The following is a 15,739-nucleotide window of genomic DNA, read 5'->3' as shown; positions in this document are numbered from 1 at the left end:
TCCGGAATCGTTTCTGCGAATAATATTGCACCGCACAACCGGATGCTGCATTCCTTTCGGTTATGATTCAGGCCGCCCTTCACCATAAGACCGCCTATAAATATGATCGCCCGGTCCTGCTGGGGCCGCAGGTCATTCGCTTGCGTCCGGCGGCGCACAGCCGGACGGCGGTGAACAATTATTCGCTGCGCATCACGCCCGAAAATCACTTCATCAACTGGCAGCAGGATCCGCACGGCAACTGGCTGGCGCGGATCGTGTTTCCGGAGCGGAGCAACGAATTTTCGGTGACGGTCGATCTGATCGCCGATCTGGTGGTGGTCAATCCGTTCGACTTCTTCGTCGAAAGCTATGCCGAGCAATTCCCGTTCACTTATGCGCCCGATCTCGAGACCGATCTGGCGGCCTATTTCGATCTGGAGCCGCAGGGGCCTTTGTTCGAGGCGTTCCTGGCGCAGTTCGAGGGCGTCACCACCCGGACGATCGATTTTCTCGTCGACCTCAATGTCGCGGTCAACCAGCGCGTCGGCTATGTCATCCGCATGGAGCCTGGTGTGCAGACGCCCGAACAGACTCTCGACGTCGGTACCGGCAGCTGTCGCGATTCGGCCTGGTTGCTGGTGCAGGTCGCTCGTCGGCTGGGTTTTGCCGCACGCTTCGTGTCGGGCTATTCGATCCAGCTTACGCCGGATATCGTCCCGATCGACGGGCCGAAGGGTGTCGCGCAGGATGTGTGCGATCTCCATGCCTGGGCCGAACTCTATGTCCCCGGCGCGGGCTGGGTGGCGCTCGATGCGACGTCGGGCATGTTCGCGGGCGAAGGCCATATTCCGCTGGCGGCGACCCCGCATTATCGATCGGCCACGCCGATCGAAGGCGCGGTGCTCGAGCCGAGCCATGTCGATTTTCACTTCGAGATGACGGTACAGCGGATCGCCGAGGCGGTGCGCATCACCAAGCCGTTCACCGACGCCCGCTGGGAAGCGCTGAATGCGCTCGGTGAGAAGGTCGATGCCGATCTGCGCGCGCAGGATGTACGGCTGACGACCGGTGGCGAGCCGACCTTCGTGGCGCTCGACGATCCCGAAGCTGACGAATGGAATGGCGGCGCCGTCGGCCCGACCAAGGCGCTCTATGCCGACCGGCTGATCCGCAAGCTGCGCGATCGTTTTGCGCCCGGCGGCATGCTCCACCATGGCCAGGGCAAATGGTATCCGGGCGAAAGCCTGCCGCGCTGGGGCTATTCGATCTACTGGCGGCGCGATGGCGTGCCGGTATGGCGCGACGCGAGCCTGATCGCGGGCGGAGATGGCCGGCTTAAGGTGACGGAAACCGATGCGTCCGACTTCCTGACCGAAATCGCCGAATCCCTGGGTGTCGGCGGCGATATGGTCCAGGCCGCTTATGAAGACGGCATCGAATGGGCGGTGAAGGAAGCGCAGCTTCCCGAAAATGTCGATCCGACCGATCCCAAGATCGACGATCCCGAACAGCGCGAGCGGATGGTGCGCGCATTCGAACGCGGTCTGAGCAAGGCCGTCGGCTATGTGCTGCCGATCCAGCGCTGGAACGCCCAGCAGCAGCGGGTGGGGCGCGGTGGCTGGCGGTCCGAACGCTGGCGGGTACGGCGCGGCAAACTGTTCGTTGTGCCTGGTGATTCGGCGCTCGGCTATCGATTGCCGCTCGGCTCGCTGCCGTTCGTGCCGCCGTCGGATTATCCGTATCTGCATGCCCGCGACACAACCGAACCGCGCGAGCCGCTGCCCGACTTCTACCAGCAGACCACCGAATCGCGTCAGGCGCGGCCGGAGCCGATCGCGGTGCCCGCGTCGGGCCATGTGGCGCAGGGCCGGCAGGAGCAGTTCGCGATCGAAGGCGCGGTGCGCACCGCGATGACCAGCGAGGCGCGCGGCGATCATATCGCGGTGTTCCTGCCGCCGACCGAACGGCTCGAAGATTATCTGGAACTGGTCGCCGAAATCGAGACGACTGCCGCACGTACGCGCATCCCGGTACGCATCGAAGGCTATGGCCCGCCGCCCGATCCGCGATTGCAGGTGCTCAAGGTCACGCCCGATCCGGGTGTGATCGAGGTCAATGTCCATCCCGCATCGAGTTGGGCCGAGACCGTCGACATCACCACCGGTGTTTACGATCTGGCGCGTGAGACCGGCCTCACCGCCGACAAGTTCATGGTCGATGGCCGCGCGATCGGGACCGGTGGCGGCAATCATCTCGTGCTCGGCGGTCAGTCGGTCAACGATTCGCCCTTCATCCGTCGGCCGGACATGCTCAAGAGCTTCGTGCTCTACTGGCAGCGGCATCCTGCGCTCAGCTATTTGTTCTCGGGACTCTTCATCGGCCCGACGAGTCAGGCGCCGCGGATCGACGAGGCGCGGCATGACGGGCTGTACGAACTCGAAATCGCGATGGCGCAGGTGCCGGCCCCCGGTGAAGGCGATGCACCGCCCCCCTGGGTGGTCGATCGGCTGTTTCGCAACCTGCTGGTCGATGTGACCGGCAACACCCATCGGACCGAGATCTGCATCGATAAGATGTTCTCGCCTGACGGGCCCACCGGGCGGCTTGGCCTGCTCGAATTCCGTGGCTTTGAAATGCCCCCCGAAGCGAAGATGAGCCTTGCCCAGCAATTGCTGGTGCGTGCGCTGACCGCCTGGTTCTGGCGCGAGCCGCAAAGAGGCGGGCTGGTGCGCTGGGGCACGGCGCTTCACGATCGTTTCCTGTTGCCGCATTTCGTGTGGGCGGATTTTCTGGAGGTGCTCGGCGATCTGCGCCATGCCGGATATGAATTCGACCCGGCATGGTTCGAGGCGCAACGGCAGTTCCGCTTTCCGATCCATGGCAGTGTCTCGGCGGGAGGCGTCACGCTGGAAATCGCTCATGCGCTGGAGCCGTGGCATGTGCTCGGCGAAACCGGCGCCATCGGTGGTACCGTCCGCCATGTCGACAGTTCGACCGAGCGGCTCCAGGTCAAGGCGTCCGGGCTGGTGCCCGGCCGGCATATCGTGGCCGTCAACGGCCGTGCGGTGCCGATGACGCCAACCGGCGTGCCGGGCGAAGCGATTGGCGGCGTGCGCTACAAGGCTTGGAAACCGGCCAACTGCCTGCATCCGCAGTTGGAGCCCAATGCGCCGTTGACCTTCGATCTGCTCGACAAATGGAACGGGCGGTCGCTTGGCGGCTGCGTCTATCATGTCGCGCATCCGGGCGGCCGCAACTATGATACGATGCCGGTCAATGATCTGGAGGCAGAGGCACGGCGGCGGGCCCGTTTCCAGGGCCATGGCCATACGCCGGGGCCGGTCGATATGCCGTTGATGGAGAGGGCCAGTGAATTTCCGATGACCTTAGATCTTCGCGCACCACCGAATCTGTAGCATCGCCATGTCGGGGGAATTGATGGCGGAACTGCCAGGAATGCCCAGCCTTGGTGAAGGCTGGATGCAATCCTATATCGCGGCGGCTGGCGCGGCGGATACGCTGAGGGGCGATGTCGGCCGTGGCGCCAGATGGTGGCACCGACTGTTCGACGGGATTGGACAGCTTACTGACGGTCGTCTGGACATCCTGCAGGCGCGGATGGCCCGGCAGGTCGAGGAACTCGGCACGGCCTTTCGTCTTCCTGGTGAGAGCCAGGAGCGGCCCTGGCCGTTGTCGGCGGTGCCGGTGCTGATCGGCGAGGACGAATGGAGCGAAATCGCGGTCGGGATCGCGCAGCGCGCCGAACTGCTCGAACGGCTGCTCGATGACATTTTCGGGGAGCAACGGTTGGTCGCGAGTGGGGCCCTGCCGGCGGCGTTGGTAACCGGGAGCCGCGCTTATTGGCGATCGCAGATCGGGATCAAGCCGCCGGGTGGCCATCGCCTCCACATCTATGCTGCCGATCTTGGCCGCGATCCCGATGGCGAGTGGCGCATTCTCGACGACCATGTTCGCGCGCCGGTGGGGGCGGGGTACGCGCTTGAAAATCGGCTCGCCGCGAGCCGGGTGATGGGCTCTCTCCAGACCAAATTGCATGTCGAACGGCTAGCGCCCTTCTTTTCTTCGTTCCGCGAGGGGCTGTCGGCGGCGTGTCGCCGGGCGGAACCGCGGATCGGGCTGCTGACGCCGGGGCGCTATAACCAGAGCTATCCCGAACAGGCTCATCTCGCGCGCTATCTGGGCCTGCTGCTTGTCGAGGGGAGTGACCTCGCGGTCCGTGAAGACGGCTTGTTCGTGCGCACGATCGAAGGACTCAAGCGGGTCGACGCCTTGTGGCGCCGCATCGATTCGCGCTTTCTCGATCCGCTGGCGTTCGATGCCGGATCGGGCATTGGCGTTCCTGGCTTGATGGACGTGATGGCCGCCGGGCAGGCGGTGATCGCCAATGCGCCGGGCGCCGGTGTGGTAGAAGCCAATGCGATGGCGGCCTTCTTTCCGATGCTGTCGCGGCGCCTGCTCGGCGAACCGCTCAGGATGCCCAATATCGCGACCTGGTGGTGCGGTCAGGACCGGCCGCGCGCCGAGGTCGAGGCGCGGCTCGACGAAATGCTGATCGCGCCGGCATTCAGCGAAACACCGATTGGCCTGCCGGGCGGACGGCCGATCATGGGATCTGCGCTGACGCTCGCAGGACGAACTGCATTGCTGGCGGATATGCGTCGGCGCCCGCAGGATTATGTAGGGCAGGAGGTCGTCCATCTGTCGACCACCCCGTCGGTGCAGGATGGCATGCTGGTGCCGCGGCCGTTCACGATCCGCGTATTCGCGGCGCGCGATGCCAGCGGCGCGTGGACGGTGATGCCGGGCGGGTTCGCGCGGCTCGGTGATCAATCCGATTCGCGCGCGACGGTGATGGGCGAAGGCGCGTTTTCGGCCGACGTCTGCGTGGTCAATCGCAGGCCGGTCGAGCCCGTGTCGCTGCTGCCGCAGAAGGTGCCGATCCGACGTAACCCCGGCACGTTGCCCAGCCGGGCGGCCGACAATCTCTATTGGCTAGGGCGTTATCTCGAGCGCGGCGAATCGACCTTGCGGCTGGTCCGCGCGACGCTGGGCGGCAGCATTGTCGCCGATGGCGGGGCGGCTTTATTTCCGCTTACGCTCGATCGGCTTGGGGCGCTGCTGATCTCCTCGGGCGCGGCGAGCGTCGAGCCGCCCGCAGATGTTGAGGACGACGACGATGACGAAGTCGGTGAAGCCGGTGGCGAGACTCACGATCTGAGGGATCTGGCTTTGGCCGGCCTCGATGGCGACGGCCCCGCCAGCGTCACCAGCATGATGCGCAGCGCGCGGGCGATCGCCGCCGGTATCCGCGATCGCCTGTCGGCAGACGTGTGGCGACTGATCGACATGCCCTTGCCCCCGGCCGTCTCGGAAGATGCCGAGGCGACCCTGGCCCGCGCGGTGGCGCTGCAGGAACGTTTTTCGGCGCTGGCGGGCCTGGCGGCGGAAAATATGGGACGAACGGCGGGCTGGCGCTTTCACGATATGGGCCGCCGCATCGAACGCGCGCAGACGGTGTGCCGCCTGCTGCGCAGCTTCGCGCGCAAGGACGCTTCGGCGGACGATCTGACGACTTTGCTCGATCTCAACGACAGCCAGATCAGTTATCGCGCGCGCTACCTGACCGGGCTCGCGCTCGAACCCGTGCGAGATCTGATCGCGCTTGATCCGTTCAATCCGCGGTCGCTCGCCTACCAGATGGATCGTATCCGCGCGCATCTCGATGCGCTGCCTTCGCTGCGCGACGACGGTATATCCGAAGCGCATGTGCTGAGTTCGTTCAAGATCGCTTCGGACATCCGGCTCGCCAATGCCGAGACGCTGACCGCAGCCGCGGTTCTGAGCCTCGAAAACATGCTGGGGGAACTTTCGAATGCGATCAGCACCCGATTCTTCCTGCAAGGAAGCGAGACGCTGCGCATGGCCGGCATGACGCTGGCCTGATAGACGGGCGCCATGCTGTACAATATTCGCCATCGGTCGCGGTTTCGCTACACCTATCCCGTGGCGTTCGCGCGCTGCAACCTGCGGCTCAAGCCGGTCGAATGGGCTGGGCAGACGCTCGAGGAATATGAACTTTCGATCATGCCTTTCGCGCGGACGACGGCGACGAAGCCGATCGGCTATCTCGGCAATGTGACGCGCATGGTGATGGATCGCCCGGCGCGCGAACTCACGATTGAGAGCCATTTTCGCATAAGGGTCGAACGCGAGACGCCGAAGGTGCAGCCTGATGATCTGACCATCGCCGAGGTGGCGTCGCTCACGCGGACAACGGCAAGTATCGATGCCGAAAGCCCCGCCAATTATGTCTATCCTTCGCCATCGATCCCGTTGATTCCGGAGATCACGGCTTGGTGCGCCGAAGATTTGGACGGATCGCGTGGTATCGTCGAGGCCGGACTCGCGCTGGCGACGCGAATTTACAAGGACTTCGCTTATGACGGCAGCGCGACGACGGCCGATACACCCCCGGCCGAAGCGTTCGAGAAGCGTCATGGCGTGTGCCAGGATTTTGCCCAGATCATGATTGCCGGCCTGCGCGGCTTCGGACTGCCGGCCGCTTATGTGTCGGGCTATTTACGGACCGTGCCGCCGCCCGGCAAAGAGCGACTCGTGGGCGCGGATGCTACTCATGCCTGGGTCGCTATCTGGTGCGGGCCCGCACGGGGCTGGCTGGGATTCGATCCAACAAATGCCTGTATGGTGGGATCGGATCATATCATCACCGCGATGGGGCGCGATTATTCCGATGTCGCGCCGATCGACGGCATTTTCACGGGCCGTGACGGTCAGAAAATCGATGTCTCCGTCGATGTCGAACCGATCGGGGGCTGACGCGATAAGAGCTTGGTAACCAATTTGGCCTAGTGACGCTCTCAACTGCCATGGATCAAGAGTCGTGGGCGCTGATGCTCCAGCCCTCTCGATATCCCGCTCGGAGAGTCTCCTGATATGCTGCACTGGTTCGAAAAGTCCGCGCCCATCCGCACCAAGTTCAACGTTCTGCTGGGCATTCTGAGCATGTTGTCGGTCGTCGGATTGGCGGCAACACTTGCCGCGCTGCTTTGGCCGGGGGCGGTCGGAGGAACGACGCTTATCATTTCCGCAAGTCTCGCGACGGTCGGCACCATTGTCATCCTCTTCGTCAGCGGGCGGCTGATTTGTAGCCCGTTCGTCGAGACCGTTGAGCGCATGGAAGGTCTGGCGGCTGGCGACCTCGATAGTGAGATACTCTACACCGATCATACCGACTGTGTCGGTCGTATGACGCAGGCCATGGCGGCATTTCTGGAAAATGCCAGGCGACTTGCATCTGCCGAAGCGGACAAGGATCAGCAGGCGATCCTGAACGTCAACAGCCTCGGCGCTGCGATCGAGGGGCTTGCCCGCAGGGATCTTACCGCCCGGGTTACCGCCGAAATGACGGGCCCGTATGCGAAGCTCAAGACTGATTTCAACGCCGCGCTCGACGCGGTTGCGGATACGATCATGGCGGTCTCCAATTCCACGGTTGGCATCAAGAACGGTGCGGATCAGATCAGCGCGGCTTCAACCGAACTGTCACGCCGGACCGAGCAGCAGGCATCGAGCGTCCAGGAAAATGCCGCGGCGATGGAGCAAATCACCGCCACTGTCCGGTCGACCGCGCAGGCCGCCGCGCAGGCAAACAGCGTTGTCAGCAGCGCCAAGGCCGATGCGGAGAGCAGCGGCAAGGTCGTCCAGAAGACAGTGACCGCGATGGGCGATATCGAACGCTCCTCGAACGAAATTTCCGACATCGTAACCCTGATCGATGGCATTGCCTTCCAGACCAATCTGCTGGCGCTCAACGCCGGTGTCGAAGCTGCAAGGGCGGGTGATGCGGGCAAGGGCTTTGCCGTCGTCGCCAACGAGGTCCGGGCGCTGGCGCTGCGGTCGGCCGAGGCGGCCCAGAACGTCAAAACGCGCATTCAGGCGAGCACCGAACAAGTCGGCATCGGGGTCGCACTCGTTGACGAGACCGGGGCATCGCTCAAGCGTATCGTCGGACGGGTCAACGAGATCAGCGAACTTGTGGCGTCTATCGCGCGTGCGGCCGATGAGCAGGCGTCGGGCCTTGGTCAGGTCAGCGCCGTTGTCGTCGACATCGACCGCCTCACCCAGCAAAATGCCGCGATGGTGGAGGAAGCGACTGCTGCGGCGCGGGCGCTCGCCGATGAAGCCGACGATCTGCAGCGTGAAGTGGCACGGTTCCGCCTCGCCGATGGCGGACGCAGCGCGGGAAGAGCCGTCGCCGGGGTCAATCCCGTGCATGCGCTCCAGGCGGCCGTGTCGGGGCGGCTTCCGAGGAAGGCGCGCTGATCAGCGCCTGCCCGCGGCCTTGGCGATCAAACCGTTCACATAATCGATCTTGGCTGTGATCGCCGGGGACAGATGAAACGGATATAGATCGCGCTGGCCCATGCTGCGATTGATGGTGTTCAGCGCGAACGAGAAGGGCACCATCTGGGCGGCGAGCTGGTCGGTTGAGGCGGTGTAGGGATCGAAGGCGATCGCCGCGGCCGGATGGCTTTCCGGCCCCGGAAACGGCGCCATGCGCATGCTGAACCCGCCGATTGTCGCGAGCGTGTCCACCATGTGCAGATAATGGGCGAAGGTTTCGGCGAAATCTTCCCATGGATGCGACGTCGCATAGACGCTGACATATTCATTGGTCCAAACTGTTCCGCTGCCGGCATAATGGTTGGCGAGAGCCTGTGCATAATCGACCGAATCGTCGCCAAAAATTGCACGGCAGGCCTCCAGTTCGTCAGGGTCGTTTTCAATCAGGCGCGACCAGTAGTGATGGCCCACTTCGTGCCGGAAATGGCCGAGCACGGTGCGATAGGGTTCGCCCATGGTACGCCTTATCCGCTCGCGTTCGACATCGTCTGCCTCGATCAGGTTCAGGGTGATCACGCCGCCGTCATGGCCGGTGAGGACCTTGGCTCGGCCGGCCGTTTCAGCTGAAGGGTCGTACAGGAAATCGAATGCCAGCCCCTGGATGTGTTGTTGCTCTTCCGCCTTGGTCTCGAGCGGCAGGCCCAGTCGGATCAACGTGTGGAACATTCTGCGCTTGGCGGCTTCGATAATGGCCCACCGCTCGGGCACCGTCGCGACCGTGAGATCCGGAATCGTGCGATTGTGGCGGCAGGCTCGGCAGAACGGGGTATCGTCATGGATCGATACCAGCCAGTTGCAGATCTCATGGGCATCGTTGTTCGCGCAGACTTTCAATTCATGGGGATTGCCGTTCGCATCCCGCCACGTGGTCGCGCCATCGCCGAGGAACAGCAATTGGACCAAACCGGGATCATAGCCTAAAGTGAACGCGCAGGCGGGGCAGACCCGCACCTCGAAATGGTTCAACCGGCGGCAATTTGGGCACTCGAAGGGCGCCATGATCGGATGTCTCGCTCATCTGTGTGGAAATCGCTCGCAAGAACGCTGCCGATCGTGGCAAGTGCCGCCATGATGAACGATTTTCTCCCTTGCACGAGGCGAGGGGCGTACACATCTGATCTGTTGCATCTTTGCAACAGTGGGCAGCGATCACTTTCTGGACGAAAACGACGAACATGGCCGATCTTTATTCGAAACTGGGGATCAAGCGCGGCGCGGACGAGGCCGAGATCAAAAAGGCCTATCGCAAGCTCGCGAAGGAACTTCATCCCGATCGCAATCAGGATAACCCCAAGGCCACCGAGCGTTTCGCCGAAGTGACGGCGGCCTATGACCTATTGAGCGATCGCGACAAGCGCGCACAATATGATCGCGGTGAACTCGATGATCAGGGCAATCCGCGCGGCCCGTTCGGCTTTGGCGGGCGCGGCGGCGGTGGCGGAGGCTTCCATCCGGGGGCGGGCCCCGGCGGGGCGAACTTCGAATTCGGCGGCGAGGGCGCCGATTTCGGCGACATTTTCGAAGGCATATTCGGCCGCAGCCGTGGCGGCGGCGCGCGGCCGGGCGGCTTTGGCGGGTTCGGTGGCCAAGGCGGCGGTCGAGCGCCTAAAGGCTCGGACGTGGCCTATCGGCTCGCCGTGCCGTTTGAAGACGCCGCGGCGATGAAGCCCCAGCGGGTCACCTTGTCCAGCGGCAAGACCGTCGACGTGAAACTCCCCAACGGCGTTGAGAGTGGGACGCAGATGCGGTTGGGCGGACAGGGCGATGAAGGGCCGGGTGGGCGCGGCGACGCCATCATCACGATTGACGTCCGGCCCCATCGCTTCTTCAAGCGCGACGAGGATGATGTTCGGCTCGATCTACCGGTCGGGCTCGATGAGGCAGTGAATGGCGCACGGGTGAAAGTCCCGACGGTGGATGGCGCGGTAATGCTAACGATCCCGGCGGGAACAACCTCTGGCAAGACGTTGCGGCTGAAGGGCAAGGGCTTCCACCGCAAGGATGGGACGCGCGGCGATCAGCTGGTCATGGTCATGATCGATGTCCCCGCCGACGACGCCGAACTCAAGGCATTTGTCGAGAAGTGGCAGTCGGTCGGCGCACGCAACCCACGGGCGAATCTGGGCGTTTGACTGTCGGCGCGCAGTGCGCAGGAGCTGAGAGCCTTTCCGGGCTAGATTGAAGGCATCGTGATCGCATCTGGAAGCTTGCTGAATTGGAGTGCGGAACAGCAAAATTTCCTTGCTGCGTACAAGCCTCCTGCCGCCCTCCAGCGAGCTCCCAGAGCAAGCTCCGTCGCGGGGCAACAATCCGGCCTCGAATCGCGTTAGGGCCGGTATGAAAGATGTATCGCCCGAGGCCCGACGCCTCCGCCCGTTCGAAAAGCATCTCAACCAGATGCGGCCCGGCGGCCGAATCTATACCGTCGTCGTGCGTGCGGCGTTGGGTGTCTATGCCGATGGCTTCATCCACGCCGGCAATATCGCATATCTCGCCCTGCTGACGATGTTTCCGTTCTTCATCGTCATGGCGGCTCTTGCCCAGTTGCTCGGGCGGCAGCCCGACGTCATGCACGCTCTGGCGGGCATGCTGGGAACGATGCCGCCGTCGGTCACCGAGCTGGTCGCGCAGCCGATCCATGATGTGCTGGCGGGGCGGCATGGCAACCTGCTGTGGCTGGGGGCGCTGGTCGGCCTGTGGACCACCGCCAGCTTCGTCGAGACGATTCGCGATATCCTGCACCGCGCCTATGGGACAAAACCCTCGTTGAGCTTCTGGCAATATCGGCTTGGTGCGATAGCGATCATCATCGGGTCGGTCGTGCTGGCGATGGCGGCGTTCAGCGCACAGGTCATGCTCACCGCAGTCGAACAGTTCGTCTGGCGGATCTTACCCTTCTCACGAGATTTGCAGCCTGTGATCAGCGTGTCGCGTCTGGGGCCGCTGGCCATGCTGATCGGAGCGCTTTACGCAATGTTCGTGACGTTAACCCCGCTCAAATACCGGATAGCGCCCTGTCCGAAGTGGCCGGGCGCCATGTTCACCGCTTGCTGGTGGATCGCGGTGACAATGGCTTTGCCGCCGGCGGTGGCGGTTTTCGGTGGATATGGGCGCACTTATGGCAGCCTCGCGGGCGTGATCGTCACCCTGTTTTTTTTCTGGCTGATCGGCCTTGGTCTTGTTTTCGGTGCGCATCTCAATGCGGCTCTAGCCGAAGACCCCGAACCTTCTGTAAGGAGTGCCGCGGCGCAGACATGAGGGAGGTTTCGTGGCCGGCTTGATGGAAGGAAAGCGGGGGCTGATCATGGGCCTGGCCAATGATCGCTCATTGGCGTGGGGGATCGCCAAGGCGTTGCATGCGCATGGAGCGGAACTGGCGTTCAGTTACCAGGGAGAGGCCCAGCGCAAGCGGGTCGAACCGCTGGCGACCGAACTCGGATCCGATTTTCTGATGGAGTGCGACGTCGGCGATATGGCTGCGCTCGACACGACATTCACGGCCCTGGCCGCGCGCTGGCCGACGATCGATTTTCTGGTTCATGCCATCGGCTTTTCGGACAAGAACGAATTGCGCGGGCTGTTCGTCGATACCAGCTTGGAAAATTTCCTGCTGACGATGAACATCTCGGCCTATAGCATGGTCGCCGTGACGAAGCGCGCGCGCGCGATGATGCCCGAAGGGGGATCGGTCCTGACGCTCAGCTATTATGGCGCGGAAAAGGTCGTGCCGCATTATAACGTGATGGGTGTCGCCAAGGCGGCGCTGGAAGCCAGCGTCAAATATCTGGCGATGGACCTTGGTCCCGAAAATATTCGGGTCAACGCGATTTCGGCCGGGCCGATCCAGACGCTTGCCGCGCGCGGCATCGGCGATTTCAATTATATCCTGAAATGGAATCAGCTCAATTCGCCGCTTCGCCGCAACGTGACGATCGAAGATGTCGGCGGTGCCGGTGTCTATCTTCTGTCGAACCTTTCGTCGGGCGTTACCGGGGAAATCCACCATGTCGACGCTGGCTACAATGTGATCGGAATGAAGGCGGAAGATGCTCCGGACATTGCGTTAGCCTGATGGAACCACAGGATGACATTGCGGCGCCAAGCCCGGAAATTTCGGCGTCCGGCAAAAAGCTTCACGCCGCCGGAGCCGGTCTGGGCCTGGTTGGGCTCATACTGGGTTTCGGCCTGTTTGCTTTCTCGTTCATCATCGGATTCTACCTCTGGGGTGTCGAGCATAGCTTCAAATGGTTCGCCGGTGCGGTGGCGATCGGCTATTCGGTGAATTTCGTGTTACGCCGACTGTCGCTGCGGTGATGGTGTCATGAGTTTCAACAGTTTCGGGCACGTGTTTCGCTTTTCCACATGGGGTGAAAGCCATGGCCCGGCGATCGGCGCGATAGTCGACGGTTGCCCGCCCGGGCTTGCGCTCAGCGAGGCGGACGTTCAGCCGTGGCTCGACAAAAGGCGCCCGGGAACATCGCGCTTCACAACCCAGCGACAGGAGCCCGATCAGGTCCGCATCCTGTCAGGCGTGTTCGACGGCCAGACGACCGGGACACCGATCTCGCTGATGATCGAAAACGTCGATCAGAGGTCGAAGGATTATTCGGACGTCGCGAACGCCTATCGGCCAGGCCATGCCGATTATGCCTATGATGCAAAATATGGCTTTCGCGACTATCGTGGTGGCGGTCGATCATCCGCACGTGAAACGGCGTCGCGTGTCGCTGCAGGCGCTGTCGCGCGGCTCGTTATCCCCGAAGTGCGAATCCGCGCCTATCTCGTCGAGGTTGGCGGTGATGCGATCGACCGAGCCGCCTATGATGATGGTGCGATCGACGAGAATCCGTTCTTCTGCCCGGATCGTGCCGCCGCCCTGCGCTGGGAGGCTATCATCGATCAGGCCCGCAAAGCCGGCTCTTCGGTGGGCGCCGTGGTCGAGTGTGTTGCCGAAGGCGTGCCGGCCGGTTGGGGTGCTCCGCTTTATGCCAAGCTCGACAGCGAACTGGCCTCGGGGATGATGAGCATCAACGCCGTTAAGGGGGTTGAGATCGGCGACGGCTTTGCTGCAGCGCGGCTGACCGGCGAGACCAACGCCGATCCGATGCGGCCGGGCAACGACGGAAAACCGGTGTTTCTCGCCAACCATGCCGGCGGAATCGCGGGCGGCATCGCGACGGGCCAACCGGTGATCGTCCGCGTGGCGCTGAAGCCGACCTCGTCGATATTGACGCCGGTGGAGACGATCGGGCGCGATGGCGCGGCTACCGATATCCGGACGAAGGGGCGTCATGACCCGTGCGTCGGTGTGCGCGCCGCGCCGGTGGTTGAGGCGATGATGGCGCTCGTGCTCGCGGATCAGAAGCTGCTAAATCGCGCGCAGATCGGCTGAACCGTGCGTGTGGCCCGGCGCATCGTGGTGCGGGGGCGGGTGCAAGGTGTCTGGTATCGCGGCTGGACCCAGCAGCAGGCGCGGGCGATCGGCCTCGACGGGTGGGTGCGCAATCGACAGGATGGCTCGGTCGAAATTGCTGTGGCCGGGATGGAAGCGGACGTGACCGACCTGATCGCGCGGTGCCATCAGGGGCCGCAGGGCGCGCGCGTCGATCATGTCGAGGTCGAGCCCTATTCCGGCGATTTGACGAATGACTTCGTCATTAACCCAACATCGTAAAAGGCTCGCAACTATTTGAGGCGATTCTCGTTGATAAGGGACCAACACAAGGGACGATCAATGAGGAGCCCGACGATGAAGAAGTTAATCGTAGCGGTGTTGCTAGTCGTCGCACCAGCGGGTGCTTTTGCGCAGATGCTGCCGGCGGATCTGCAGAGTGTCGATCGAGACGAGGCGTACAACGTAAACACCGCGAATGGCGTTAGCGCCGATCATACGGTGCGGCCACATCTGATCGGCGATATCAAGCCGCGCACCGTTCGCGTTGCAGGCCGTACGGTCGTGCTGGTCGACAACACGACCGCTTCCGCCCAACCCGCTCATCCGGGCAGCTAATCCACCCTAATTCGCGAATGGATCGCGGACCAGGATGGTATCTTCGCGCTCGGGGCTCGTGGAAACAAGCGCGACCGGGCACTGAATCAGCTCTTCGACCCGCCGGATATATTTGATCGCCTGCGCCGGAAGATCGGCCCAGCTCCGCGCACCTGCCGTCGATTCGCTCCATCCTTCGATCGTCTCATAGACGGGCGTCGCGCGCGCCTGATCCTGCGGATGCGGCGGCAGGTAATCATATGTCTTGCCGTCCAGTTCATAGGCGGTGCAGATCTTCAGCTCGTCGAAGCCGTCGAGCACGTCGAGTTTGGTCAGCGCAATACCGGTGATGCCCGATACGGCCGCCGATTGACGCACCAGCACCGCATCGAACCAGCCGCAACGCCGCTTGCGGCCCGTGACCGTCCCGAACTCATGTCCGCGTACGCCCAGCCTCTCGCCTATATCGTCGGTGAGTTCCGACGGGAAGGGGCCCTGTCCGACGCGAGTCGTATAAGCCTTGACGATGCCGAGGACGAAGCCGGCGGCTGCCGGCCCCAGCCCCGATCCTCCGGCCGCGGTACCCGCGATCGTGTTCGACGAGGTGACGAACGGATAGGTGCCGTGATCGATGTCTAGCAGCACGCCCTGCGCACCTTCGAACAGGATCCGATCGCCGCGCTTGTGGGCTTCGTTGAGCGTCAGCCACACGGGCTTGGCAAAGGGCAGGATATAGTCGGCTATCTCGGCGAGTTGCGCTTTCAATTCGTCGCGGTCGATCGGCTGCTCGCCGAACCCCGCGCGCAAGGCATCATGATGCGCGCAGATCCGATCGAGTTGCAGCTCGAGATCGTCGAGATGCGCGAGATCGCAGACGCGGATCGCGCGACGACCGACCTTGTCTTCATAAGCCGGCCCGATGCCGCGGCGGGTCGTGCCGATCTTGCCCGATCCCGAGGCATCTTCGCGCAAGCCATCAAGGTCGCGGTGCAATGGGAGGATCAGCGGGCAGGTCTCGGCGATCATCAGATTGTCAGGGGTAATTGTCACGCCCTGGCCGGCCAGCTTGGCGACCTCCTCGCGGAAATGCCACGGATCGAGCACGACGCCGTTGCCGATCACCGAGAGCGTGCCTCGCACGATGCCCGAAGGCAGCAGGCTGAGTTTGTAGGTCTGGTTGCCGACGACGAGGGTGTGGCCGGCATTGTGGCCGCCCTGGAAGCGCACGACGACATCAGCGCGCTCGGCGAGCCAGTCGACGATCTTGCCTTTGCCTTCATCGCCCCATTGGGCGCCGATCACGGTTACATTGGCCATGGTCTA

At 63.1% G+C, this 15,739-nt stretch carries 13 protein-coding genes; 11 read left to right on the top strand and 2 right to left on the bottom strand.

The annotated features are described in order from the left end of the window. Nucleotides 1–62 precede the first annotated feature (62 nt). The 4 genes from BLS13_RS18345 to BLS13_RS18330 all read left to right on the top strand — a co-directional run bounded on the left by BLS13_RS18345 (nucleotide 63) and on the right by BLS13_RS18330 (nucleotide 8,346). A complete protein-coding gene (locus BLS13_RS18345) occupies nucleotides 63–3,398 on the top strand; it encodes a transglutaminase family protein (RefSeq protein WP_093454305.1) in 3,336 nt (1,111 codons plus the stop codon). 7 nt (nucleotides 3,399–3,405) lie between these two features. Beyond that, nucleotides 3,406–5,946, top strand: a complete 2,541-nt coding sequence (locus BLS13_RS18340; RefSeq protein ID WP_093454304.1) for a circularly permuted type 2 ATP-grasp protein — start codon at nucleotides 3,406–3,408, stop codon at nucleotides 5,944–5,946. Nucleotides 5,947–5,958: 12 nt separating this feature from the next. Further along, entirely contained in the window at nucleotides 5,959–6,840 is an 882-nt protein-coding gene (locus BLS13_RS18335; protein ID WP_093454302.1) for a transglutaminase family protein, read from the top strand. A 117-nt stretch (nucleotides 6,841–6,957) separates the two neighbouring features. Further along, entirely contained in the window at nucleotides 6,958–8,346 is a 1,389-nt protein-coding gene (locus BLS13_RS18330; RefSeq protein WP_093454301.1) for a methyl-accepting chemotaxis protein, read from the top strand. Here BLS13_RS18330 and BLS13_RS18325 read toward each other — a convergent pair whose 3' ends face one another. Next, on the bottom strand, nucleotides 8,347–9,426 hold the full coding sequence (locus tag BLS13_RS18325; RefSeq protein ID WP_093454299.1) for a zinc-binding metallopeptidase family protein: 1,080 nt from the start codon (nucleotides 9,424–9,426) through the stop codon (nucleotides 8,347–8,349). Nucleotides 9,427–9,602: 176 nt separating this feature from the next. On the opposite strand from BLS13_RS18325, the gene BLS13_RS18320 reads away from it, so the two are divergent. The 7 genes from BLS13_RS18320 to BLS13_RS18290 all read left to right on the top strand — a co-directional run bounded on the left by BLS13_RS18320 (nucleotide 9,603) and on the right by BLS13_RS18290 (nucleotide 14,437). Next, nucleotides 9,603–10,559, top strand: a complete 957-nt coding sequence (locus BLS13_RS18320; protein ID WP_093454298.1) for a DnaJ C-terminal domain-containing protein — start codon at nucleotides 9,603–9,605, stop codon at nucleotides 10,557–10,559. A 205-nt stretch (nucleotides 10,560–10,764) separates the two neighbouring features. Then, on the top strand, nucleotides 10,765–11,685 hold the full coding sequence (locus BLS13_RS18315) for a YihY/virulence factor BrkB family protein (protein WP_093454296.1): 921 nt from the start codon (nucleotides 10,765–10,767) through the stop codon (nucleotides 11,683–11,685). A 10-nt stretch (nucleotides 11,686–11,695) separates the two neighbouring features. Continuing rightward, the gene (gene fabI / locus BLS13_RS18310; RefSeq protein WP_093454295.1) at nucleotides 11,696–12,499 is read left to right on the top strand and encodes an enoyl-ACP reductase FabI; all 804 of its coding nucleotides are present in this window, start codon (nucleotides 11,696–11,698) and stop codon (nucleotides 12,497–12,499) included. Next, nucleotides 12,499–12,741: a hypothetical protein gene (locus BLS13_RS18305; protein WP_093454293.1), complete on the top strand. Its 243-nt coding sequence runs from the start codon at nucleotides 12,499–12,501 to the stop codon at nucleotides 12,739–12,741. The genes fabI and BLS13_RS18305 overlap by 1 nt, the downstream gene beginning before the upstream one ends. A gap of 7 nt (nucleotides 12,742–12,748) precedes the next feature. Beyond that, nucleotides 12,749–13,819 carry a chorismate synthase gene (aroC, locus tag BLS13_RS18300; protein ID WP_093454292.1) on the top strand — a complete coding sequence of 357 codons (1,071 nt, stop codon included), beginning with the start codon at nucleotides 12,749–12,751 and terminating at the stop codon, nucleotides 13,817–13,819. 9 nt (nucleotides 13,820–13,828) lie between these two features. After that, on the top strand, nucleotides 13,829–14,101 hold the full coding sequence (locus tag BLS13_RS18295) for an acylphosphatase (RefSeq protein WP_256325964.1): 273 nt from the start codon (nucleotides 13,829–13,831) through the stop codon (nucleotides 14,099–14,101). A gap of 75 nt (nucleotides 14,102–14,176) precedes the next feature. Further along, nucleotides 14,177–14,437, top strand: a complete 261-nt coding sequence (locus BLS13_RS18290) for a hypothetical protein (RefSeq protein WP_093454289.1) — start codon at nucleotides 14,177–14,179, stop codon at nucleotides 14,435–14,437. A 6-nt stretch (nucleotides 14,438–14,443) separates the two neighbouring features. Here BLS13_RS18290 and BLS13_RS18285 read toward each other — a convergent pair whose 3' ends face one another. After that, on the bottom strand, nucleotides 14,444–15,733 hold the full coding sequence (locus tag BLS13_RS18285) for an adenylosuccinate synthase (protein WP_093454287.1): 1,290 nt from the start codon (nucleotides 15,731–15,733) through the stop codon (nucleotides 14,444–14,446). Between the last annotated feature and the right edge of the window lie 6 nt (nucleotides 15,734–15,739).

The sequence above is a fragment of the Sphingomonas sp. YR710 genome, from assembly GCF_900101455.1.
In the GTDB taxonomy this organism is placed as follows: domain Bacteria; phylum Pseudomonadota; class Alphaproteobacteria; order Sphingomonadales; family Sphingomonadaceae; genus Rhizorhabdus.
This window is presented reverse-complemented; position numbering and strand designations above follow the sequence as displayed.